General features: G+C 50.4%; 21 protein-coding genes. 12 read left to right on the top strand and 9 right to left on the bottom strand.

Going from position 1 to position 24,062, the window contains the following annotated elements:
• Window positions 1-142: 142 nt before the first annotated feature.
• Both ACZ5ZV_RS11645 and ACZ5ZV_RS11650 read left to right on the top strand, forming a co-directional pair.
• The gene (locus tag ACZ5ZV_RS11645; RefSeq protein ID WP_464117174.1) at window positions 143-1,435 is read left to right on the top strand and encodes an enoyl ACP reductase FabMG family protein; all 1,293 of its coding nucleotides are present in this window, start codon (window positions 143-145) and stop codon (window positions 1,433-1,435) included.
• A 2-nt stretch (window positions 1,436-1,437) separates the two neighbouring features.
• Window positions 1,438-2,280, top strand: a complete 843-nt coding sequence (locus tag ACZ5ZV_RS11650; protein WP_464117175.1) for an MBL fold metallo-hydrolase — start codon at window positions 1,438-1,440, stop codon at window positions 2,278-2,280.
• Window positions 2,281-2,284: 4 nt separating this feature from the next.
• Here ACZ5ZV_RS11650 and ACZ5ZV_RS11655 read toward each other — a convergent pair whose 3' ends face one another.
• Window positions 2,285-3,001, bottom strand: coding sequence for a hypothetical protein (locus ACZ5ZV_RS11655; RefSeq protein ID WP_464117176.1), 717 nt, complete (start codon window positions 2,999-3,001; stop codon window positions 2,285-2,287).
• Between the two features lie 69 nt (window positions 3,002-3,070).
• Here ACZ5ZV_RS11655 and ACZ5ZV_RS11660 point away from each other — a divergent pair, with 69 nt between their 5' ends.
• Genes ACZ5ZV_RS11660 through ACZ5ZV_RS11675 form a run of 4 tightly spaced genes read left to right on the top strand, consistent with a single transcriptional unit; the run spans window position 3,071 to window position 7,391 of the window.
• Window positions 3,071-4,213 (top strand): phospholipase D-like domain-containing protein, encoded by a 1,143-nt coding sequence (locus ACZ5ZV_RS11660; protein WP_464117177.1) that lies wholly within the window; start codon window positions 3,071-3,073, stop codon window positions 4,211-4,213.
• Between the two features lie 50 nt (window positions 4,214-4,263).
• A complete protein-coding gene (locus ACZ5ZV_RS11665; RefSeq protein WP_464117178.1) occupies window positions 4,264-4,869 on the top strand; it encodes an ATP/GTP-binding protein in 606 nt (201 codons plus the stop codon).
• Window positions 4,869-6,647, top strand: coding sequence for a hypothetical protein (locus ACZ5ZV_RS11670; RefSeq protein ID WP_464117179.1), 1,779 nt, complete (start codon window positions 4,869-4,871; stop codon window positions 6,645-6,647). The genes ACZ5ZV_RS11665 and ACZ5ZV_RS11670 overlap by 1 nt, the downstream gene beginning before the upstream one ends.
• A 12-nt stretch (window positions 6,648-6,659) precedes the next feature.
• Window positions 6,660-7,391, top strand: coding sequence for an SGNH/GDSL hydrolase family protein (locus ACZ5ZV_RS11675; RefSeq protein ID WP_464117180.1), 732 nt, complete (start codon window positions 6,660-6,662; stop codon window positions 7,389-7,391).
• Between the two features lie 3 nt (window positions 7,392-7,394).
• Here ACZ5ZV_RS11675 and ACZ5ZV_RS11680 read toward each other — a convergent pair whose 3' ends face one another.
• The 5 genes from ACZ5ZV_RS11680 to ACZ5ZV_RS11700 all read right to left on the bottom strand — a co-directional run bounded on the left by ACZ5ZV_RS11680 (window position 7,395) and on the right by ACZ5ZV_RS11700 (window position 15,536).
• Entirely contained in the window at window positions 7,395-8,117 is a 723-nt protein-coding gene (locus ACZ5ZV_RS11680; protein ID WP_464117181.1) for a hypothetical protein, read from the bottom strand.
• Entirely contained in the window at window positions 8,114-10,849 is a 2,736-nt protein-coding gene (locus ACZ5ZV_RS11685; protein ID WP_464117182.1) for a PKD domain-containing protein, read from the bottom strand. Before ACZ5ZV_RS11685 ends, ACZ5ZV_RS11680 begins: the two co-directional genes overlap by 4 nt.
• Before the next feature lie 390 nt (window positions 10,850-11,239).
• Window positions 11,240-13,168, bottom strand: a complete 1,929-nt coding sequence (locus tag ACZ5ZV_RS11690; protein WP_464117183.1) for a response regulator — start codon at window positions 13,166-13,168, stop codon at window positions 11,240-11,242.
• Between the two features lie 104 nt (window positions 13,169-13,272).
• Window positions 13,273-13,743: a hypothetical protein gene (locus ACZ5ZV_RS11695; protein ID WP_464117184.1), complete on the bottom strand. Its 471-nt coding sequence runs from the start codon at window positions 13,741-13,743 to the stop codon at window positions 13,273-13,275.
• 32 nt (window positions 13,744-13,775) lie between these two features.
• Entirely contained in the window at window positions 13,776-15,536 is a 1,761-nt protein-coding gene (locus ACZ5ZV_RS11700) for a SpoIIE family protein phosphatase (RefSeq protein ID WP_464117185.1), read from the bottom strand.
• Window positions 15,537-15,723: 187 nt separating this feature from the next.
• Between ACZ5ZV_RS11700 and ACZ5ZV_RS11705 the strand changes: the two genes are divergently transcribed.
• The 3 genes from ACZ5ZV_RS11705 to ACZ5ZV_RS11715 all read left to right on the top strand — a co-directional run bounded on the left by ACZ5ZV_RS11705 (window position 15,724) and on the right by ACZ5ZV_RS11715 (window position 20,590).
• Window positions 15,724-17,895, top strand: a complete 2,172-nt coding sequence (locus ACZ5ZV_RS11705; RefSeq protein ID WP_464117186.1) for a FecR domain-containing protein — start codon at window positions 15,724-15,726, stop codon at window positions 17,893-17,895.
• Window positions 17,892-19,841 (top strand): ATP-binding protein, encoded by a 1,950-nt coding sequence (locus ACZ5ZV_RS11710; RefSeq protein ID WP_464117187.1) that lies wholly within the window; start codon window positions 17,892-17,894, stop codon window positions 19,839-19,841. The genes ACZ5ZV_RS11705 and ACZ5ZV_RS11710 overlap by 4 nt, the downstream gene beginning before the upstream one ends.
• Window positions 19,842-20,008: 167 nt before the next feature.
• Window positions 20,009-20,590 carry a superoxide dismutase gene (locus tag ACZ5ZV_RS11715; protein ID WP_464117188.1) on the top strand — a complete coding sequence of 194 codons (582 nt, stop codon included), beginning with the start codon at window positions 20,009-20,011 and terminating at the stop codon, window positions 20,588-20,590.
• Here ACZ5ZV_RS11715 and ACZ5ZV_RS11720 read toward each other — a convergent pair.
• The 3 genes from ACZ5ZV_RS11720 to ACZ5ZV_RS11730 all read right to left on the bottom strand — a co-directional run bounded on the left by ACZ5ZV_RS11720 (window position 20,587) and on the right by ACZ5ZV_RS11730 (window position 22,584).
• A complete protein-coding gene (locus ACZ5ZV_RS11720) occupies window positions 20,587-21,156 on the bottom strand; it encodes a helix-turn-helix domain-containing protein (RefSeq protein ID WP_464117189.1) in 570 nt (189 codons plus the stop codon). The two genes, ACZ5ZV_RS11715 and ACZ5ZV_RS11720, sit on opposite strands and share 4 nt — an antisense overlap.
• Before the next feature lie 83 nt (window positions 21,157-21,239).
• Entirely contained in the window at window positions 21,240-21,644 is a 405-nt protein-coding gene (locus tag ACZ5ZV_RS11725) for a response regulator (protein ID WP_464117190.1), read from the bottom strand.
• A gap of 61 nt (window positions 21,645-21,705) precedes the next feature.
• On the bottom strand, window positions 21,706-22,584 hold the full coding sequence (locus ACZ5ZV_RS11730; RefSeq protein ID WP_464117191.1) for a ChaN family lipoprotein: 879 nt from the start codon (window positions 22,582-22,584) through the stop codon (window positions 21,706-21,708).
• Window positions 22,585-22,721: 137 nt separating this feature from the next.
• Between ACZ5ZV_RS11730 and rpmG the strand changes: the two genes are divergently transcribed.
• Genes rpmG through ACZ5ZV_RS11745 form a run of 3 tightly spaced genes read left to right on the top strand, consistent with a single transcriptional unit; the run spans window position 22,722 to window position 24,054 of the window.
• Window positions 22,722-22,901, top strand: a complete 180-nt coding sequence (gene rpmG, locus ACZ5ZV_RS11735) for a 50S ribosomal protein L33 (RefSeq protein ID WP_011164830.1) — start codon at window positions 22,722-22,724, stop codon at window positions 22,899-22,901.
• Window positions 22,901-23,437, top strand: coding sequence for a dCTP deaminase (gene dcd / locus ACZ5ZV_RS11740; protein ID WP_464117192.1), 537 nt, complete (start codon window positions 22,901-22,903; stop codon window positions 23,435-23,437). Before rpmG ends, dcd begins: the two co-directional genes overlap by 1 nt.
• Window positions 23,419-24,054: a hypothetical protein gene (locus ACZ5ZV_RS11745; RefSeq protein ID WP_464117193.1), complete on the top strand. Its 636-nt coding sequence runs from the start codon at window positions 23,419-23,421 to the stop codon at window positions 24,052-24,054. Before dcd ends, ACZ5ZV_RS11745 begins: the two co-directional genes overlap by 19 nt.
• Window positions 24,055-24,062: the final 8 nt, after the last annotated feature.

Raw genomic sequence — 24,062 nt, forward strand, 5'->3', positions numbered from 1 at the left:
TACAAGGCGTCAGCAAGAGCCCCCTCCCCAGGGCAACGACGAAGCAACGCAGCTAAAAACGGATACCACCAGGTACAAATTCAAAAAACTTGACCCATCCCGGGGGTCGGACAAGTATGTCGGCTTATATTGTGAGGTATTTATGACGCAACTATTCCCTCTTCATGAAAAACCGGCTTTGAGCCCCTACAAAAAAGGCGACGTCCTTGTTTTGTTCGGTGAGCTTTTCACGCGCGGATATGCCAACGGTTTGGTTGAAGAAGCTGAGCGCCGTGGAATGACAATCGTTCGTGCCACTGTGGGTCGCCGTGAAAAAGACGGAAGCCTGCGCCCTTTGACTGCTGAAGAATCTGCAAACATCCCCGCCCCTTTCATCAACGTCCCTCTGGAAGCAGGCTTCGACCTGGAACCTGACTCTAAAGGCGTTACTCCATGCGCTCAACTTGAGGGCGTGAAAATGAGCGAATGGGATCAGGTGCAGTTGGACTGGGCTTCGATCGAAGAATCCCACAAAAATGGCGTGGCCAGATTCAGAAAAAACACAGAACAGTTCCTGAAGGAACTTGAGAAGCACATCCCAACAGGTGCCAATGTTCTTTTTGCGCACTTGATGGCGGGTGGCGTTCCTCGGACTAAAGTGATCATGCCGGTTCTAAACCGTGTTTCCAAAGGAACCGGAGACCGCCATATTTCTTCAAAAACTTTGATGGATTCCCAGATCGGTCAACTTTGCCTGAAGAGCTTTAACGAAGTGACTGCGGATACCTTCCGACACCTGATAGAATTGTCAGCCCCTTTGCGCCAGAAACTAGAAAGTCAGGGGTCGCATGTTTCCTACACGGCCTATGGCTATCATGGCACCGAGGTTCTGATCCGTGGTCAGTACAAATGGCAAACCTACACCTGCTACTTCCAAGGCTGGGCAAAAATGGCCTTGGAAAAGCATGCAGAAAATTTCGCAAAACAAGGTGTTCATTGCTGCGTTTACAACTGCCCAGAGATCCTGACAAACTCCAGCTCTGTCTTCCAGGGTGTTGAAGTATCACTTTACCCTTTGCTTGCAGCTATTCAAAAAGACGCCGCAGATAAAACTCATGCTGACCAGGTTCTTAAAGCCTGTAAAGAGCTTTTGAAAGACGACGTCACCTTCGAACAGATCATCAAGTTCACCGATGACTACCTGACCAACAATCTGACTTTGGAATTCACAAAGTTTGAGCAGTGGCCACAACACTCCCGCCAGGACCAGATGGAATACATGCTGTCCTGCTCGGACTATCTTTTCGATCTGCATAAGGATCCAAAGAACCTGATCACGGCGGTGTTAAGCGAAGTTGTCTTCAAATCCTGCGGTTATATCATGCTGCATGATTCCTGGAAGCCGAAGAATCCTGTTGCCTGGATCGGCCACGATATCGTGGCTCGCTGCATGTAGTTATGTCAGTACAAGCCGGAGAGAGTTGGAGTCATAGCAAATACAAATTCCATGGGCTGTCGCTGTCGGGCATCCGCACAGCGATTTCCATGCCCGAACTCTCTTTGAGCTTTGATGTCGCTCAGGGCTACCCCTTCCTTTTAAACTTAAAGCAGTTCTTTATCTCTCACGGCCATCTGGACCATGCGGCTGGAGTTCCCTATATCATCTCACAGAAGGCGATGACCTCACAGCCCGCTGGCAAGTTCTACATGCCAGGGTCTTTGGTGGAGCCACTGGATCAGATCATGAAGATCTGGGAAAAGATTGAGGGCCATCAGTACAACTACGAATTCATCGGCGTGCGTGCCGACGATGAGATTCCTTTGAATGCGCAATGCTATATCAAGGTTTTTCCGACCACCCATCGCATCGAGTCCTACGGTTACACGCTTTTTGAAATCCATAAGAAGTTAAAACAGGACTATCTGGGTTACACTCAGGAGGAAATCGTCGACCTGCGCCGCCAAGGGATTGAAGTCAACGAGATCACCCACATTCCGGTGGTCACCTTTACCGGCGACACACAGATCGAATTTCTGGATTCACGCCCCTGGGTTCGCCATTCAAAGATTCTTCTGATGGAAGCCACCTATCTGGACGAGAAAAAAACCATCGAACACGCCCGCACCTGGGGCCACACTCACATTGACGAAGTGATTCCCCGCCTGAATGACATCGAAAGTGAAAAGATTGTTTTAATTCATGCTTCCAGCAGATATTCCGACAGAGAGGCTTTGCACCTTCTGAAACAAAAAATCCCGGCTGAACACCGGGATCGTGTGGTCCTGTTCCCAGGACGCTAAACTTCTAGAACAGATCACCCAGATCCAGCCACAGCTTGCGGGTTTTCATTTTCTTCATACGGAAATGCTCCACCCACTCGGAAGAAGAACGTTTCTGCCAGTTGGTTGCCAGGTTTGCCGTGAAGATCAGCGGACTGTACCCCTGCCCTACCAAATCTCTGGGAGCGCGCAGGGCTGTTAACATCTCAGGCCCATAAAAACCAATCACCGGGAACAAACGATCTCTTTCGCCCAGCTCTCCGATAATCAACGCCCCGTGAACTTGCCCCAGGATCGTGCGACTCAAAGGACTGGACGCCTCGGAAGCACGAGGCCCCCCGGCCGCGCCAACAATCACCAGGCCGGAATCTGCTTTTTTATTTAGCAAATCCACCAGCTCTTTGTTGGCATCGTTGACCTTCATGTTGAAGTCAAAAAACACAAAACTTGCACCTTCTGGCAGGGACTCCAGGCGTTCTTGCAGGGATTCCATGTCCACCTCACCCGTTTTGGTGTAAGGCGTGTAATTCAGAATTTCACATCTTTTGCAGGACTTCACAAAATCAGCAAAGACAGGTTTTACTTTTAACTCAAAGTCTTCAGCTTTGTTTTGCCCAAAATAAATCACGGTCGTCTTCGCAGAAGGAAGTGCTGCCTGAGCCCATGTTGCCCCGCAGAACCCTAAACTCAAAAGACCACCAACCAGAACTCTCTTCAGATTCTTTATGTTGCTTAATGCCATAAAGTGAGTGTGCCCTCCCCCGCGCTTTGCTGTCGACTTTTTTAATAAATTATTGAACAATTGCGACATATGGAGTCATGGAGCCAAGCTCAAATATTCTACACCGGTGACGACTATTTCCACAGTCTGATCCAAGATATAAGGCAGGCTCGTCGCAGCGTCACCATTGAATCTTACATCTTTGCAGAAGACAAACTGACCAAAACCATTCTTGCAGAACTGAAAAATGCGCGCGAGCGCGGCTGCACCGTCAAAATCGTCGTCGATGGCTTTGGCTCTTACACCTCCATTCCCTTTCTGGATCGCTATTGCACAGAGAACGGCATGGATCTGCGGGTCTTCCACCCTCTGCCCTATCCAATCTTATGGGCTCATCAGTTTGTATTGAAGTATTCGATGCGGGGGTCCTTGCTGTTTCGACGCGTGAATCGCCGCACCCATCGCAAAATCACTATTATCGACGAAACCCGCGCCTATCTTGGCAGTCTGAATTTCACCGAAGTTCACTGTGCAAGCTACGTTGGCAACAAAGCCTGGCGAGACACCGGTGTGTGGGTCGAGGGCGAGCCGGTCAAGCGCCTGGTGCTGGCCTTTCAGATATCTTATCTGCGCACATTTATGAAAGGTCTTTTGGGCTGGGTCGGCCGCTGGAAACTGCACGAGGATCCTGCCCGGGAAGTCTTACGCCTCAACACCACCCAGCGCCTGCGCCGCAAGCTGTATCGCGACCTGCTTCGTCGACTGAGCCAGGCGCAATCCCGCATCTATTTGACCACCGCCTATTTTTTACCACGACGGTCCCTGCTGCGGGCTCTGATGAAAGCCGCGCACCGCGGAGTCGACGTGCAGTTGCTGATCCCCGGAAAATCTGACGTCCCACTGGTGAAGTGGGCTGCGTTTTATATTGTCCGTTTTTTATTGCAGCGTCAGGTTCCGATCTTCGAATATCAGAAGTCCATTCTGCACGCCAAAACAATGATCATCGATAATGAGGCGTTCATCGGCTCGTTCAACCTCAATCACCGCAGCATCCTGCATGATCTTGAGGTCGAAGTCATTTTGAACGACACGCAGAGTGTACAAAGCATGCTGCAACAGTGGAAACAGGATGTCAGTGACTCCAAGGCCGTCTCAGAAAAAGACTTTGCCGCCCCCTCCTGGCTCACACGGCTCCTTTACAAAATCGCCTTCAGACTGCGTTACATGCTCTGAGACTGTTTTTTACTTTGACCTCGTGCCGGATTATTAGGGACCATAGAGGAATGGATTCATCAGTTAAAGTCGCGATCACCGGGGGCCCCTCTGGGGGGAAAACAACACTTATCGAAGCCTTGAAAAAAGAGCTTGGTCAGCGCTGTGCCGTCGTCCCCGAAGCCGCCAGTATTTTATACCGTGGGGGTTTTCCCCGCTTTAAAGATCCGCAAACGATCGTCCATGCTCAACGAGCCATTTATGCCACCCAGTTTGAGCTTGAGGCGATGATTTCCTACGTCAGCCAAAAGAACCTTGTCGTGTGTGACCGGGGCTCTTTAGACAGTGCGGCCTACTGGCCCAGCACCGCGCCGGTGGATTTCTTTACAGCTCTCAACACCACCAAGGAAAAAGAGCTGGCGCGCTACGATTGGGTGATCCATCTTGATACGGCTTCGGCGGAATACTACGACGCCTCCAACCCGATTCGCACAGAAACCTTCCAGGAGGCCTGGGACCTGAACAGCCGCATCAAAGATGCCTGGAGCGGACATCCCCGCCGCGTGATCATCACTCACAACGAGGACTTCCTGTCGAAAATGACAACTTCTCTGGCGGTGATTCGCGCAATCATGGCACATAAAAGTGCGGAAGAAATCAAGAAGGAGCTTTTGTAATGAGATTGCTTTTAGTCTCTCTGCTTTGTCTGCTCTCTGCCATCCCTACATGGGCTCAAAACCGATCCAGCAAACTGAAACCTCTGTACTTTCAGGCGGACAAAAATAATCTTCAGGTCCTGCCGCAACGCTTTGAGTACACCCTGATGGATGAAGATCGTCTGAAGGTCGGTGACATCCTGATCGACACCACCGAGGTCACCTTCCAGATCGAACCATCCCCTGCTAAAAAAGGTGCTTATCGTATTCGCTTCACCTGGCCTGCGGGTTTGATCAAAGAAGGCGAACTTGCGATTAAAAACAATTCCGGCAAAGCGATTTTCAATGCGGTTCTGAACCGGGACAACGTAAAAATATCCCAGGCCGAGACCACCAGTGAAGAAGAAGGCCTGCGCTCGGAAAAAGCGGACTTCGTGGCTGAAGAGGTCGAAACCAGTCTGGTGGACGACATGAAGTACCTGCCATTCATGGTTTTCTGCATTTATCGTGAAAGTGACGAAACGCGTTTGTACCTGTGCTCTAATGAACTGTACCTGAGCTCTCAGCAGGGGCAAATGACAGTCAAAGCCCGCTCCAGCACAAAAAAGCCGGCACAGATTGAAATCAACGGCAAGGTCGTTGGCAATCGGGGGATCATTTATCTGAATGACCGCAGTGAAAACGTCGCCTTCCGGGCCGCGACTCGCAGCGGGGCTTTTCTGGAAATTGAGACTCGCAAAAAGGATGTGGATTTTAAAGATGCCGTGGTTTCTGATGATGGCGAGCGCCTGATTCTGACGGCCTCCGGAGCCGAGCCCGTTGACGAAAAGAAAGTCAAAAAAATCTCGGACACCGAATGGCAGATCGCTCTGCCTAAATCACGTCCGGTGCTGTTTCTGAAGGGGGACGGCGACATCCCAATGCGGCAGGAGTTTTATATCCGCGGCCAGTTGCCACGGGAAAAGAACCGACCTTACCTGTCTGCCCGCTCGGCCGTACGAACATATTCTTCCTCGTTGAGCTTTAATGGCGTGGCCCCTGCCGGAGTTTCTGTCAAAGTTCCGGAAAACGACAAAGCCGCGCAATTGGAAATGTCCAAAAAAAATCAGTTCGTCTGGACTGTGCGGGATATCCCTGCTGGCGTGGAAAACCGCCGTTATCTGAATGTGTCTGCCGATGGACACAATTTTGTTGTCGGCAATGCCGTCTTCCGCGGTCAGCCTTTTGGACTGGGTTTGGGCGGACGCTATCAAACCCCTTCGGGTGTGGCCTACGGCACTCTGGAATTCCAGTGGTGGATAGAAAACTTTATGTGGATCAATGCCGACTGGTCGCGCTTCCACTGGGGTATGGCCCTGGAACGTCAGCAGCAGTTGATTGAAAAAGATGACTTTGCCAAAGCAGACCTGACCACCGTAGAACTTTTATGGAGAGCTCATGAAGGCTTCCATCTGGTTGATGCCTCCTGGGGATTGTCTTTACCTTTACAGATGATCCAGGCAGAAAGCGCCAGCGCCACCTCTTTTGGCGTCGGGGCATTCATGGTCAACAAGCCACACCGCTGGTTCAGATCCCTGATGGACTGGTCTGAGCTGAAGCTGCAATATTATGCCGGCTCTTCTGGCAGTGATTTTAAAATCAAGTCGGCTTATTCTTTAAAAGCTCAGGCCTATGTCCATCTTTCCAATCAGTGGTTCTGGCGCTATGGGTTGGACCTGAACGAATACAAGTTTGATCCCTCCGCCGCCAAAGAAGAAATGCAAATTGGCGTGGGGACCAGTTTATTCTGGAAGTTTTAACAAAGGCCCGTCATGAAAAGTTTTTTACTGCTCAGTCTTCTGGCTCTGACCTCGTCCCCGGCTTTTGCAGAATCCTTTGAACGTGTTCTGCTTTTGGGGGATTCCCACGCCTATGGCAAATATGGCGAAATCCTGGATGCGCATTTTCGGACCAGCGCGAAGCAGGTGACTTCTTTTTCCAGTTGCGGATCTTCGCCTTCGACCTGGACAACAACTTCTGCCAATTTCAAATCCACAAACTGTGGCTTCTGGAAAAAAAGTGCGGCCGACCGTGAAATCCGCGTGAAAAGCCACAAACTTCCCTCCTTCAGCACCGAACTTCAAAACCTGCGCCCACAACTGACCGTGATCACTTTGGGCACAAACATTCTGGGCAGCCCGGGGAATATCGCCTCTGAAAAAAAACATATTGAAAGCATGATGAAGGCCATCCGGGCCCAGGGATCGGAATGTGTTTGGGTGGGGCCGCCAGATCTGGCCAAAGCTCCATTTAGCAAAAATCTGCAAAGCGGAGTGGAGGTGATCAAGACGCTGGCGGAAAAAAATCAGTGCCACTTTATTGATTCAACCAAGCTAACCCAGTATCCCGCTGGCAAGTCCGATGGAATTCATTATGGGCCGAATGATTCAGCCAAATGGGGCCGTTCGGTTATTGAGAAAATAAACGACTTAAAATTGAAAGCAGCTGCGCGAGCCTCATCCCCGACTCCGGCCACGGGCCACACCCCGACCGGCGTTCGTTAAAAACTACTGCTGCTGGGAGGCCTGCAACATAGCAGATTCAGCCAAGTTGCTTTGCTGCTGATTTTGGACGTTCACCCAGATCTTTTCGCTGACCGGACCAGGCAGCAGTCCGTTGATACTTCTTTCTGCCGCTGGGTCCACGGCCGACCACTGATACAGGGCTTCGGCCTTCACTCCGGCTAAAACTTTGCGATCCATTTCACTGACCGCCGTGTCTTCCACGGTGGGGTCGGCTACCACGTTTTTCAGAATCTCGATAGCAACCGGACGCATGTCCGTGTTGAGGGCCTCAAAAACAAAATCCAAGGCGGAATTTTGCATGGCCTGAGACGACTCATCAACCGGGGCCGTCTTCATCAGAGTTTCCAGACTGCGCAGGAAGTTTTCATCCTTCAACAGACGGCGTTTAACCAGTTTGTCTGGTTCCAACAGCAGAGCTTTACGGCTCAGATCTGCATACTTCTGCAGATCCCGGCTGTACTTATAGTCTTGCCAAACCGCCAGGACTTCAGATTTTACCGAGCTTGCCGCAGGATTTTCCACTTTTCCTGCGGCCACAGCCTGTTCTTTTTCCTTTTCCATCGGACTGACTGCCGGTGCTTCCTCCCGAACCGGCGTCGCCTGGGACTCCGTCTCGGGGGTTTTTCGTGATTGCGAGTACAGAGTCAAACCAACACCCAAACACGTTAAGGATACGGACAGAATAATCAACGTTCTCGTTCTCATTTGCCAAACACTCCACGCGTCATGTTGTTGCGGAAGATGGTTCTGTTCATTTCTTTAGCTCCGGCATTTTGGAAGAACGCCGAACCGTTCAGATAACCGTTGATCAAAACCACGTTCTTGTGAGGCGCATTGGACTGTACGAAGACATTATACACCTTACCGAAGTAGTTGATTTCGTCGATGGACACGATCGGATCCAGAGTGCCGCCACTTTGAACCAGAGCCTCGCCCACTTTGAACTCTTCAGCCACCTTCATGGATCCATCCTTATCCAGGATTGGGTGGTTTTTCGTCACACGCAATTCACGACCCGACTTCATTTTGAAGATCAGAATTTCGTGATCACCATCCACCAGTTCAGACACCCACTGATCCACCTTGGTCTTCACAACCGAGTTCTTGTTCAGGGCATCCGCGGACTGCATTGTTCCCACGTAGGCCGTCTGCTGAGTGAAGGTATCGATGAAGGACATATATTTCAATTTCTTGCTGACCACGTCTTCCGCCAGGATCTGCTGCTCTGGTGTTGCACAAGAAGAGACGCAGACCGTTGCCACATAGGCGGTTGATGGCATCGTACAAGGAGCATTGGCTTTCTTCGGAGCAATCCATGGTCGTTCAGGATTGTAAGCGCGATCCATAAAGGTCGCATACAGTTCCTGACCCGCAGAACCCAAACCTACTTTTTTACCGCCCACACTTACTTTGACGTCAGCAAAGTTTGTCAGGAACTCTTTGATCACTGGCAATTCATCCTGACACTTCACCATCCAGTCATAGCGACCCTTGGCTTCCGTGTTGCTCAAGCTGTCCTGAGAACAGCGGCGCGCCACATAGTCACGGCAGTACTTCTCTTCAACCCAAGCGCCTGGAACGGCCACTTCGCTTTCCAGTTGCACCGAGTGATCGATACATGCAAAGGTCTTCGTCGTCACCACTTCACGGGTCTTCACAATCACACCGATCTGATTGGCAGGACATACGGAGGAGCTGTTAGCTTCTTCCAAAGTCGTTGTGGACGTTTGACTGCGAACCGCCTCAGGATTGGCATCACACAAACGCTCTTCCACTGGCATCACCTGGTCTGCACAGCGGACGTTGTCCACTTTGGTACCTTTGTCGTCGACACAGATGAAGATGCGGTTTTGCTTACCACCACAGTCTGCCGTACAGACCGTGAACTCTTCCGTTGGGACATACTTATAAACCGGACACTTGCCTGCTTCTTTCATGGTGCCTTGACGAGTGTTGGAACTCACGATGCTGCCATCCGTACAAGTCTGATCAGAAATTTCAGTGTAAAGATCAAAGAAACCTTCTTCACCGAAAGAACATTGCAATGGAACTTTCACTTCACCTGTCACCACACCGACTTTCACAGTGCCGTGTGATCCGAAACTGCCACAACCCTCATGACAGATGATTTGAGTGTGTGACACTGATCCTGACAACACACCGTTACTGCAGGTGCGGGTCTCACTGACATCAGAACAAGAGTTCACCGGAGTCGATGTGGAATACATCACTTTACTGCCACCGTCCGGCAATAGACTGCCGTCTGGAAGTTGGCAGGACTGACCAAGACATTCCCCTTCATTAGTCACTTCTTTGTTGCGTGAAACCTCAACCCAGGTCAGTTTTTCAACCACCAGTTTGCATTCCTCTTTAATACGCTCCCGGTAAGAGACTGTTTTCTTGCCGTTCAGACCACAAGCCACTTCCTCAGAGGAAATTTCGCCTTGGGATTCACGAATGGCGCCCTGTTCGGTACAAGCCATCGGATCCACGGGCACTTCGGGCTCCGGATCAATAACAAGATCCTTGATCACGCGGATATCATGATTCAGGGTCACCCACGGTTCCTGACTGCTGCCCAGATAAAGAGTCGCGGTCACATGGTAACTTCCCTCTGCAGCATAAGCATGGGTCACAGATTGATTTGCGGCCGTGCCACCGTCACCGAAGCTCCAGCGGATGGCACCCACCTTGTCAACCAGACACTGGGGAATGAAGACATGCATCGCTGTTGCAATATTTACCTTGGCTTCACTGGCTCCAGAAATCGCCAATTGCTCAACACAGGCCGCACCGTCCATATACATAAGGACATTCACCCGGTGAGTCAGATTGCTGACTTTGCCATCAGCATGGGTCACTGTGATTTTCATTTGGTAGGTGCCCTCTTTATTGAAGGCGTGTTCCACGGCCGATGAAGTGGCCACAGCAGAGCCATCACCAAAATCCCAGGCCACGGCCTGCACCTGAATGCTTGAAGGAACAATCAGCTCAAAACGAAGCGGATTGTAAACGAAGCCTGCCTGAGGTCCTGCCACTTCAAGCTCCTGATTGACGACGGTGGTTGTGATAGAAGCCACCTGTGCATCGGAAGAAGATGTCTTTTCCTGAGCTGTCACAACATAAGATCCGGCAAGTTTAAACACGGAAGTAGCACCTGTGGCACTGGTGCGCAGACGATTGGAACCGGCCGCCTTCCAAGTCACGTTCTGGCTGTTAATACAGTGCCCCGCCTGATTCAAGGAGTAGCTGACAGCACTTCCTGCATCAGCAGCAGACTCACCCACAATGGTCAGTTCATCCGAAGTGGATTTGGAAACTGTTCCCACACATGCGGAAGCGGCTTCCATCGTTTCTGAACCTTCACCTAACGAATTTTTCTGACATCCTGCTAGAACTAATAAACCCAGGGGCAGTAAGATTCTTCCGTAGTTCATCGGCGACTCCTTGCTTGCTACCAACAATGTTGGCAAGCACAAGAAGAAATCTCCATACTTTTAGCACAAGCGGGTCAATATGATTTAGTGGACTCGTCAACAGTTCGACACTAAAAAAAACAATTTCCAAATGTTCAATTTATCGTAAAAACTTTATTCAATCCCCTCTGAACAAAGCCCCACTGGCACACAAGTTGTGGCAAAGCCACCCACAAGCCCAAGACGCGAAGTTGCAGGGCGAAAGCCCGCAACCAGCCAAAGCCCCATTTACGGAAAAAAGCGATCAAAACAGTTCAGCCGCAAGGCGGAGGATGGCCCTCGCAGCGCAGGCGTGCTCCGAGCACGTCGAAGCGAGAAGGCCGTCTGACAACGCTGTCGGATGGACTGTTTTTATCGCTTTTTAAAGAAACCGGAGATGGCTTGTTTTAGGTCCATATTAAAGACATCCTGCTTCTTGTTCTGCGAACTCAGTATAGAGAGCTCACGTCTGGCAGGAATGAAAGACGGATCCAGGGCCACACTCTTTTCGAATGATTTGCGGGCAGCGACCATGTCGCCTTTGATTTTATTAAACAGACCAATCACAAAGGGGAAGAGCGTGTCGTAGCGCTCGTCCGGCGGAACCTGCAAAAGCTCAAGTTCCACTTCTTTTAGAACAAATTGTTTTTTGGCCACATCCACGGAACCCAGCTTAGCCCAGGCGCTGTACAAATGAAGCTGATGCATTTGCGGATTCAAAGTTGCCACCTCAGCCAGGATCTCCAAAGCTTTGGCGAACTGCGTGTATTGCAGGGCTTTTTTCACTTCTTCCATCAAGGACGTGGCTTTCAACTTGGCCTCAGCCTCGGAACGCTGACTTGCCTGACGGAACTGATCAATCTTATTGCTGTCCTTGGAGGCACTGATGGCCTCTTCTGCCAATGCGCGCACTTTGTGCCAGTAGGAATAGACTTCCGAAGCCCTGTCAGAGGGCTCCTCGCCCAGCAGGGTCATAAAGTCTGCAAGGATGGATTCCGCAGAACCTCCCCCGGTACCTGTTTCCATGTAGGCCACAATCTCGTAAGAGTTTTTATGTTCCAATTCGGCATGGATTTTACGAATAACTTTAAGCTGTTCCGCCGGATTGGTGAATGCCGCACGCTGCGCGAAGACCACAAGACCTTTGGTCAAAAGGAAGTGAATGGCCTTATAAACTGCCACTTCACTGTAGCCTTTGATTTCCAGAAGCTGAGTCAGTGTGACCTGATTGTTTAATTTCACAGTCAGCCCGTCCAGAGACTTCACCAGGGACATGGTCAACGCCGGGTGATCATCACGGAAGGTCGGACTTTTAACGATGACATTGCCTGCCCACATAACATACAGGGACTTCAACCAGCTGACAGAAATCTTCGAGGCAATCCAGTCATGCAGATAGTAAGAAAGCGTGTCGGCATCAATGCTCGGGTTGCTCATCTCCACTTCAGCAGAAGCAAAGTTCACCCGGATCTTCTGATCCACAATCGTGCGCACCAGACGGATGTTCATTTGCTCCATCAGGATCAAGTCGAACGCGTGAGGGCTTAATTGATTGTTCTGAATAAGATAGTTTCCGATCTTGCGGTTGTTCTTGTCGCGCAGGGCTTCCTGCACGTCTTTCGGAGTTGCGTATCCGCTTTGAATCAGCATTTCACCCAGGAAGGTGGTGCGATCATCCACGTCCACACCGACAATATTCCCGTTACAGAACGAAATACCGGAAACCGAGCCATCGGAATTATAGATATTCAAATAACCACTGCTTTTGGTCTCTACCAATAGCGAATACAGGAATGGCAGGTCAAACCCGCTGACTTCCTCAATGGACTCGATGACTTTACGTTTCTGACGACTGGTCACCGTCGGGTTGGCAAACATCTGATAGAGCTTTTTGCGTGCAGTGGATTCCTCACGGCGAGGCGCCTCTTCCTTCTTCACGATTTTCAGCACCTGCTCCATATCGAAGGGCTTTTTCATGAAGGCCACGGCCTGAGTGCTCTGTGTGGCTTCCTGAATGAAGGCTTTATCCGTGTAGATACCGCTCATCAGGACCACTTTGAATTTGGCTGCAGGATAATTGGCACGAGCCTGCTTGATAAAATCAAGGCCCGTCATCTGAGGCAACAAGCAGTCGCAGAACAGGAATTCCAGACCGCCATTGGCCGCCAATATCCCGTTGGCTTCATCCGGCCGACTGGCGGTGAAGACAGAATGACCCGCACGACTCAGAATCTCCTTCAAAGAGTTTCTGACCGTCTCATCATCTTCTAAAATGAGGATCTTTGACTTTCCTTGCTCCACGTTTCCTTGTCGGCTCACTCTTATGTTCAATTTAGAACAAAAAACAAAAAGCGGGACTGATGTTCAGTGCCCGCCATCAGAACTAGACCTTCGTCTGCTGTTTCTTACTTTTTAAGGAACTTAAAGTATTTAGATTCGATGACATCCATTTCCATTTCGTTACCTTCCTCATCCTTCACGGAGGCTGGAGGTGTCACCCCGCCTTCGGTGAACTCTGTCCCATAACGGAACAGGACGTTCTTTTCAGAGCCGGAATCATCATTATAGTAAGGTACAAAGAAGGAATTCACCTTGCCAGTAGCCGGCAAGAAACCATCGACCATGTTGATCTGATCCACGATCACTTTCGGACAGTTGCTGAAGCTGATCTGCGCAGGACCTGCCGTCCCCATCCATTTGATCCATTCGCGGATACCGCAGGAGTTGATGCTTTTCAGTCCACTCAGCTCCACCTCAATCTGTGGATTGCCGCCAAGGTTGAACTGAGAAAAATCAACATCCTCATCGATGGTTCCTGCCATTTGGACAGTCAGCTTATCGGCGGCTTTGTTCATTTTTACATCGAGTTTACCCATAGTGTTCAAATCTCCTCGTTCAGATAGCAATTTTAACTAAGACCTTCATTTTTAACTACAAAAAACGTGACGTCATCGATTAAGGGCGCGCCTTGACGATGGGCTTGGAAACTTTGCGCAAATCTTTGGACCGAGTCGTTCACCCCAGGGAAATCCTTGTTTGCCGCAATCAGAGCTTTGATAAATTCACGCTCTCCCCAAGCCGCCTTGGCTGGGTCCTGTATATCAGGAATTCCATCAGTATAGAAGAACACAAGATCCCCTGTTTCAACTTGAATGGTTGTCTGCTCATAAACAGAGTCACGAGCCTGACCCAATCTGGGATTATTCACTTCATTCAAAGGAATCAGATCTTTTTTCTTCAAGGGCCCCTCACCTTTTTTCATCAGGAACGGTGCCTCATGCGAAGCATTGCAGTACGCTAGCTCACCGGTTTCCAGATCAAACGACGCCAGGAAGAAGGTCATCATGATGCGGCCCTTGGAAACATCATAAATGGAACGATTCAAAAGCTCCAGCGCCTTGGCCGGAGTGATATTGAGTCTTTCAATGATCGTCGAAGCTGATTTCGCCGCACTGGTGATCAATGCAGCTGGCGCCCCGTGTCCCGTCGCATCCCCGATCCACAGGAAGATCTTGTTGCCGATCTGACAGTAATGCCACCAGTCCCCTCCACACTCGCTGGCAGGTTCATAGTACCCCGCAATGGCCAGAGGGCCGATCTTGGCCTGAGTTTCAGGGAATAGTGTCTCCTGAACGGTTTTGGCCGTTTGCAGTTCGGATTCCATACGCGCTTTTTCCGCGGTCTGATCCAGCAGGCGCGAAACTTCCGCCGCCATGATGTTAAAATTATCTGCAAGACTTCCAACCTCATCACTGGACTTCACATCGACGCGGATGTTGAAGTCCCCTTCCGCCACTTTTTGGGTCGCATCAAACAACTGTGTCAGGGCCTGAGTCAGACCACTGGAGGCAAACAGACTTAAGATCACCGTCACAGAGATCAAGATACCAAAGAAGATCAAAGATTTTCGAATCAGGATCTGAACCGCCCCCAAAGCTTTTTCTTTTTCCACGGTCGTCACAACGATCAGATCACCAAATCCTGCGCGCGAGAACGATACCAGCAATTCCTTGCCATCCACCCCGCGATCGGTTTCTGCCCCTTGCGCGATTTGCTGATTGGTGTTTGTCAAAAACTGCGGATTCACGGTGCTTTGCAGTTTCTGCCCCGGAGTCCCATCCGGTCCGAAGAGTATGGTCCCATCCGTGGAAATTAAATATAGTTTCTGAGACATGGCCGCACGGAACATCTCCGCCGCCTCACTCATTTTTACAATCACCAGAAAGACTGTATTTCGGGTGTTGGTTTCATCGCTGACCTTTTCCATGATGAAAACACGATCATCACTGAATGGCACCTTCACCACCCGGCGCGTGGCCTCCACCTCGGCAAAGTAAGAACTCATCTGATTCTGCAACTGAGCCAGGACACCGGCCGTTTGCCCCGGAACCTTCTCTAAAATCGCGGACTGCTCGTAAGCTCCTGTTGCCGAAGGCTTAAATACGACGATGGACTCCAGATTAAACTCGTTCTGAAAAATGGATTCGCCGACTGAAGAAAACTTCTGCTGACTTAGATAATCCTGAAAGATCGGCTTGGTCGTCCCCAGAACGCTGTTGAGCTGTGTCTTGATTTGAGCCGCCATGGTTCCTGACATTCTGCTGGAAGAATCAAAGACGTATGCGATTTTGTCTTCTTCAAAGATTCGCAGCGCCAGGATTAAATACACAGTCAGTGTAATCAAAGGCAGTGAAGTGAGGAGCAAAAGAATTTTGTATCTTATTGATAATCCACGTTTTTTCACAAGTTCATTATGCCCATTCACAAGGAACCCGAAAACAAATTCTCATATAACTTAGCCTAAGGTCCGTAAATCTCTTGTCTTTTCCAACCGATAAGCTTTGAGCAGGAGTCTTATGTCGCGTTTTGGACGAACTGAAAAGATGATCTTCACCGGAGCACTGCTTGTGCTCATGGTCTTCTCGTACTTCTTGTACGATGACTCTTTGCTATTCCCAAAAGCCAACAACAGCGCGCTGGAACTGATTGGTTCCGTGGCTGTCTCCCAGAACGATGTGCGCCGTAAAAATCTGGACACCTTCAGCTGGCTTCCTGCCTCCCGACAAGACAGTGTCTATCAGAATGACTCCATCTTCACCGGCGATCGTTCGGAAGCGACCATTCAACTTCAGGATGGCACGCAAATCCGCATCGAGCCCAATTCATTGATCACCCTGAATCTTAAAAACGGTCAGATGAATCTGGATCTGCGCTACGGTAATCTGACCGGGGAACTGGCTCAAGGGGCCTCTTTGACGATCACGTCCGGCAAAGAAGAATTTAAACTCGAAAGTGCGCCCACCAACACGCAGGAAAAACCAAAGATTCGCTTCAACAAAGCCCACAGTGGCACGGTGGATTTGAAACTTATTTCTGGTGACGTGAAATACATCGACCAGAAAAAACAGACTGTTAAAGAGCTTCCGAAAAATGCCGTCGTCGCAGTCAAAAAAGATGGCGAAATCAAAACTGTGGAAAAGCCGCAGTTGCTTCTGAAAACCGCCGACAATATCAATTGGCTGCGCATCAACCCTGATGATCCCCTGCCATTTGAATGGTCTGGCAAAGGCGATATCGCCCGCTATGAACTTGAAATTTCCCCAAGCGAGGACTTCAGCACGGTGGCCCTTTCCAAAACCACCAGTGAGCAGCGCGCGGCCGTTACGGACCCTCTGCAGCCTGGCCCCTATTTCTGGCGTGTTAAAACTTTTGATCGCAATGGCGAAGTGGGTGTCACTTCTGCCGCCCAAAGAATGAACATCTCTCACCTGACAGGTCCGGAAATCACGACACCCCTGCAAGCCGCCCAGATCAATCTGGAACTGAAAGTAAAACCGAAGGAAGAGCTGGCCACCACAACTGAAGTTCAATGGAAGGCGCCTTCTCAACTTAAAAGCTTCACCTGGCAGATTGCTCAGGACCCCGAGTTTCAAACCATCCTAAAAGAAGGACAAACTGACTCGTTGGCGGCTTTGACTCCACGCCTTTCCAGTGGCACTTACTGGGTGCGCGTACAAGGCCAAACCGAAAACAAAAACATATCGCCGTGGTCTGAACCCGTCTCCTTCACTTTGAATCTGGGCGCCCATAAAGAAGAGCGTCCGAATCGCCCCGTGTTGGTCACCAAGAAAGTGGAATTCAAGGCTCCATCCGCAAAAGACCGCAACCCGGCTTCCCCAGAGGCTCCGAAGCTTGCATGGAAACCGGTCCTTCAGGTGAAAGCGTATCAATTGCAAATCGCCAAAGATGTCAGCTTTGCAGAGCCGGAAAAATACGAAGTGACACAAAATCAGGTGGCGTGGTCCCAATTCAAACCCGGCAAACACTACTATCGTGTCTTTGCCAAGGGACTCAATGGCCTGGTCAGCGAACCCAGCGAAGTGGGCACCATCGACGTCAGCGTCGGCGGTTTGACGTTGAATCCGTTAAAAACAATCAGCGCCGTGGGCCAGGCTCCGGGGCCGAAAGAAACACCCATTAGCTGGAGCGAAGTTCCCTTTGCCAAGTCCTATCTGGTTCAGGTGGACAAGTCGAAGGACTTCTCTCACCCACAACAAATGGAATACTCCACAAGTTCCGGCTCTTTGGTCCTGAACGATCCGGGCAACTATGCCGTGCGTGTGCAGGCATTGGATGAGGCCAATAAACCTTTGACGGAGTTTTCAAATGTGCAGGAAGTTCTTTACACCTTCCGCACCCCATTGACAGCTCCGGCCCTGATGGAGCCCTTTAACAACGCTTCGATCTTCCTGCAAACAGAGATGGAACCGTTCATCTGGCTGGAATGGAAAAAGGTCGAAGGTGCAACATCCTATCGCATCGAAATTTCTGACAAGCCGGACTTCTCGCGCACGCTGATCTCCAAGTCCCTGGCGGGCAACAGATATTTGATTAAGGAAAAAGTTCCTCTTGGGAAAATCTACTGGCGCGTCCGCGCTGAAGCCAAAGGTGATGTTGAGCTTTCGGAGTGGGCGGAAAAACGTGAATTCACCCTTTATCACCAGAAAAATGAGACGTTCGTAAAATGAAGATTCAATACTCTCTTTTCGACACCCTTTTGGAACCTGTCTTTGTTCTTAATGCAGAACAAAAGGTTGTCTATTGCAATGAAACCGCCGCCATCGTAGCAGGTTTGTCCATTCGCAAGATCACCAGAGGAATGAAATTCAACGAACTGTTCCAGTTTGGTGAGCCCATTGAGGCGCTGGACAATTTGATCGCTGTTTGTGATGCCACTCCTTATAAAGAAGTCACCTTCAAAGCCCTGCATGCGGACGAAGGCAAAGTGCAAATCACCCTGCAGCCCATCTTTGATTCCATGGGTGATAAAAACTGGATTGTCTTTGTGCGCGACGTGACGTTGGAAGAACGTCTGCAAAAGAAATACAGAGCCGAGCTGGAACAAAAAGAAGACGTCATCAAAGCTCTGGAAGATGCCAAGGCCCAACTTGAAGATTACAGTAAAAACCTGGAACAAATGGTCGCGGATCGCACCCGTGAACTGTCGCGCCTGAATCAGACCATGTCCGCCCTGCTGGACAGCCTGGGACAAGGTTTCTTTATCTTCAATGCCGAAGGAAAGATTCTGGATGTGTCCTCCAAAGCCTGTGAGGCCACGGTGGAATGTAAGCCCGACGGTCAATTGATCTGGGACGTTTTGAAACTTCCGGAAAACAAAGTCGAAGGCTTCAAAAAATGGATGCAGACCCTGTTTATGGAAATGCTGCCTTTTGAAGACCTTTCCTGTCTGGGGCCTGTCACCTACCCGCACAGCAAAGAGCGCAATATCTCTTTGGAATACCATCCTTTGCGCAACAATGAGGGCGCAATGGAAGGTGTGGTTGTAGTGGCTTCTGATATCACGTCACTGATCGAGGCCCAAAAACAGGCCGAACGCGAAAAGGAACACGCAAAGCTTATCATTCACATGATCAAGTCCAAGCGTGAAATCCACCGCTTTATTCAGGAAGCGCAGGGTCTGTTGCTGCAAGTGCGCGAGGAAGTCAGCAAAGACGACGGCCCCTACAACACGGAAGAGCTTTTCCGCAACCTGCACACCCTGAAAGGTGGCGCCGCCTTGTTCTCAATCAAAGATGTCGCTGAAGCCTGCCATCAGGCCGAAGGACTCTTGGCTGAACTGAACGAGTGCTGGACCCACCCGGGCTTTATCGCCCTTCGCGGTAAGTGCTTTGAGATTGACGAATATTTTGAAAAATTCCTGAATCAAACAAAAGAGATCCTGGGAAGCTCCGGCATGCCGGACGAGCGCCAGATCGAAGTGGCCATCAGCAAGCTCAATCACATTGCCCGCAAGGTGGGAAGCCTTCCCGGCGGCGGCGTGGTTGCACAGGAACTTCTCTTGGAACTGGCGATGGAACCCGTGGCGCGTTTCATCGAACCTTACGGCGATGTGATGACTCACGTGGCCGGCCAGATTGACAAGATGGTAGCGCCGTTGAAAATCACCAATGGAAATATCATGGTGATCCCGGAAATCTACAGCAGCCTGTTTGCCACTTTCGTGCACGCCTTCCGCAATGCCGTTGATCACGGGATCGAATTGCCGGATCTGCGTGTGGATCAGGGAAAACCTGCCGAAGGGCATGTGGAAGTGACATTCAATCTGGCCCACAACACCCAGGGAACTTATCTGCTGGTGCAGATCAAAGATGATGGTGGTGGCATCAATCCGGAGCGCATTCGTGAAAAGCTCATCCAGCGCGGTGTGGATGTCGCCAAAGAAACCGATCAGGAAGTGATCCAGCATATCTTTGACAGCCAGTTCTCTACACGCGATCAGGTCACCGACATCTCGGGCCGTGGCGTGGGTATGGATGCCATTAAAAACGCGGCCGAGGATCTGCAAGGCCGCGTCTGGGTGGAATCCGTCCTTGGCCAGGGCAGCACCCTGTTCGTGGAAGTGCCGTACATCACCGAATTCCATAAAGAAAAATCCATTAAACCCGCAGCCTAAAAGGGGTGGTCCATCCGCCCTGCCGCTGCGAGCCCGAGTGACTATTAATGGTCATTTATGCCAATATATCGTCCTTTTGCCAATAGAAGAACCAGTGTCTTCCCTGCGCCGGACTCTGACCCTATCCTGATGGTGGAATTTCAACCCGAACAACCAAGGAGACTCTTATGTCCTTTCAACTGCCTCCCCTTCCTTACGCCCCAGATGCTTTAGTTCCCCACATGTCGGCTGAGACTTTGGAATACCACCATGGAAAACATCACAAAACCTACGTGGACAATCTGAACAAACTTGTTCCTGGAACTGAGTTTGAAGGAAAATCCCTGGAAGAAATCATCATGACGAGCTCGGGCGGAATCTTTAACAATGCCGCGCAAATCTGGAACCACACATTCTTTTGGAACTGCCTGTCCCCGCAAGGCGGCGGCGGTCCCACGGGTGAATTGGCTGCGGCCCTGATCCGCGATTTTGGCTCTGTCGAAAAATTCAAAGAACTTTTCGCTGAGGCCTCGATCAAACAGTTCGGCTCTGGGTGGGGCTGGCTGGTGAAAAATTCTTCCGGCAAACTTGAAATTCTCAGCACCAGCAATGCGGAAACTCCGATGACCAAAGGTCACACCGCTCAGCTAACTTGTGATGTTTGGGAACACGCTTACTATATTGACTATCGCAACAGCCGTCCAAACTTCCTGGCTGCGTTCTGGAAGATCGTGAACTGGTCTTTTGTGGAAAAGAACTTCCGCGCCTAAAGCTTCGGTGTCAGCGTCACCACGCTCAGGCCGATCGCACGGCCTGAGCCGGTATTGACATAGTTGTGGGCGGAATCGCCGGGGAAGGCCAGGACATCACCGGCCCTCAAAGTAAAACTTTCGCCGCTGACCACCACGGTCAACTCGCCCTGCACACAATGCAGATACTCTTTCGTCCCAGCAGAGTGAGGCACCCCACCAAGACGTGCGCCCACTTCAAACTCCATACGATCTATCGCCATCCCGGGAATAGGGTCTGGCAAAAGCTTATAGACCAGGACATTGCCCTTGGCCTTTTTAGTCGCGGGAATTTCATTTTTTGGAATCAATTGGGTCTGTGAGCGCGGCGTGGCCAGCAGTTCTTCAAAAGACACCTGCAGTGCCGCGCAGACGCTGGCCAGATTCAACAGCGAAGGATTGCCCATGCCACTTTCCATATTCGCCAACGTTGAACGCGGAATCCCGGCAAGCTTGGCGAGGGCTGCCTGGGTCAGGCCCCTCTTTTTTCGAAGCTCCGTGGTTTGCGCCGCCAGATTTTTTGCCAAAACGTCATAGGAAACAGTCATGCATCCATGGTACGGACTTAGCCATGGCAACGCAACAGCGTTAAACACCTGGCTGATGCTGAAAATAACTGCGGACCCTGACTTTATTTATTGTGTTTGGTGTAGGCACCTTTGAGTTTGTCTTCAAAGATTTTCGCCGAGAACGGTTTGACGATATACTGGGAAACTCCTGCCAAAACGGCTTCGGTCACCTGATCGCGTTCGGATTCGGATGTCAGAAGAACAAAAGGCAAATTGGCAAATTCCGCCGTGGCGCGAACTTGTTTTAAAAGTTCCAACCCTTTCATCTTGGGCATGTTCCAGTCCGAAATCACCAGTTGGATCGGACTTCCGGCAGAGTTGTTTTGCAGAAGAACTTTCAGTCCCTGCTCGCCGTCTTCCGCCTCCTGAATATTCTTATAGCCCATGGCTTTCAGCGTGTTCTTCACCAGATCACGGATAGAAGGCATGTCGTCGATAACCAGGATGCGCGTTTCGAAGGGGAACATAGATGGAGTCTCCTCTACATCCCCCTATTCTAGAAAACCTGGTGTGAATCTCAAAGATTCTTTACAAGCCTGGACTTTCTGCTGGGGCCAACCACAGGAAATCCGCACGTGGTCCGTCGGTTTCAGATGGCGCCACTTCTTTGGCAATTTCAGATTCGCTCAAGCCCAGAGTATTGACCTGCGAGAAGGTCAGGACCGGGAACTCACCCCCGCGCACGCGCAGACGGTCCGGCAATCCGCCGCCAAACTGCACATGGAAGTCTCCGACCACTATAACGAGCACCTGACCAGGATGTGATCTGAGGAACTCCGTCGCCTGCCATGCCATGGTGTCGTCCCAAATGGACTGCGCTGCAAAATAGCGCTCCCCCGCTTCGGGGCTTGGCAGGTGTGGCATCATGGAAAGAAAGCGACGCTTGTAGGATTCACGTCCCAAAGAAAACTGCGGCGGCAGCAACGCCTTATCTTCCGGAGTCAGGGCCGCCAGTCCCTGTTTGGACACTTTGCCCGTCAGCGACCGGGGTGCATTGAGGGCGACCGTGGCCGCCCCTTCGTTCAGATCCGGGAACAGGGCCTGATCACGATAGAAATCATAGGACAGACCGCCCCATTTGATCTGCTGAAGGAACTCGGGTTCGGACAAAGCCCCCTGGCGGTAGGCCTGCACCAGCGGCTGATCTGTATATGTAAAAAATTCCATTCCGACGGAAACCACCAAGCCCTGGTCCCGAAGCGCCTGCATTATGGCAACCTGCTGGGTCTGATGTTCTTTGAATCCGTGATTTTCCCCGATGACAACGATCGAACCTGGTCTGACATTTTGAACGGCCTGGGTTAAAGACACCGGCTGAAGGCTGTTTCCGGTCAAAATGCCACTTGTTTGAGCATGAGCGCAGGCCAACATGAGCAAAGAACTAAAAAAAAGTCCAAAACCCTTCACGATTCTCCTCCTAGACACGAAATTGCCTGTTGAAGTTTCCTTTTTCCTTTGATACCTTGAGCCCCTTTGAAAAGGTATTGTCATTTTTTCTATACAACGCATGGCAATACAAACGGTTCAATTTAAGGGGTACCGCAATGGCTAAAAAGACAGGAAGAATCATCGTAACTCTTGAGTGCACTGAAGCTCGTGCTGAAGGCAAACCTGTTTCTCGTTACACTACTACTAAAAACAAAACTAAGACTCCAAGCCGTCTTGAGAAGAAGAAATACAATCCGAATCTTAAGCGCCACACAGTTCACAGAGAAACTAAGTAATGATTCTTACGGATCAGCAGATTCTCGAGTGCATGGAACAAGGTTCAATCAAGGTTGAGCCTTTCCGCAGGGAGTGCCTGGGTACGAACTCTTATGATGTTCACCTTGGTAAAACCCTGGCCGTGTACGAAGATAAAGTGCTGGACGCAAAGAAGCATAACCAGATTCGTACCTTTGAAATCCCGGAAGAGGGTTTCGTGCTTATGCCGGACACTCTCTATTTGGGCGTGACTTTAGAGTACACTGAGACTCTGAAACATGTCCCATTCCTGGAAGGCAAATCGAGCGTTGGTCGTCTTGGAATCGACATCCATGCCACTGCAGGCAAAGGCGATGTCGGCTTCTGCAATTATTGGACTCTGGAAATTTCCGTAAAACAGCCTGTGCGTGTTTATACTGGAATGCCTATCGGTCAGTTGATATACTTTGAAGTGAAGGGTGACATTTTAACTCCTTATAATGTCAAACCTTCCGCGAAGTATAACTCTAAACAGCCGATACCGGTAGAGTCCATGATGTGGAAAAATCAATTCTAAAGTCTCTGTTCATACTTGTTGTTTTGGCTTCGGCAGGCTGTGCGCCTGGCGAAGTTGAATCTATTTCTGGCCTTGATAGCTACACGGTCACAGGCGGTTCTTTCTCGCAGGCCGACTCTTCGGCATTGCATGGCAGCGGGATGGTGACCTTCACCAGCACTCTTCCCCAGCTCAGCAGCCGATCACTTTCTTTAAAAGCATCTTTGAACGATACTATTGCGATGAGCACGGTAACCGCGGTACTTTATTCAAACAGCACAATTCTTCCCGCTTCATCGGGAGTCACCGTAAAGTTTATCCGCACCGGGGCCAGTGTCTCCGCAAAAATCGGCCTGAATGGTCAGGTTCGCGACGTCACTGCAAGCAATCTATCCTTTTACTTCCCGACGGCACTAGATGTGGTAATCGACGTTCATAATATCAACACCAAAACCCGCGTCTATGTGTGGCGCCGGGATGCTATGGTTTATTCTGCCGCCACAGCCGACATTGATTCAGAAAATGACCTATCTTCATCCCTGCCCACCCAACTGGCAAACGGAACAATCAATGGTCTGATTCTGGAAAATGCGACGGTCACAGCCGCTCAGGTTTCAACTTCCAAGGTTCTGGACTAATACGACTT

This window comes from Bdellovibrio sp. HAGR004 (genome assembly GCF_055397015.1).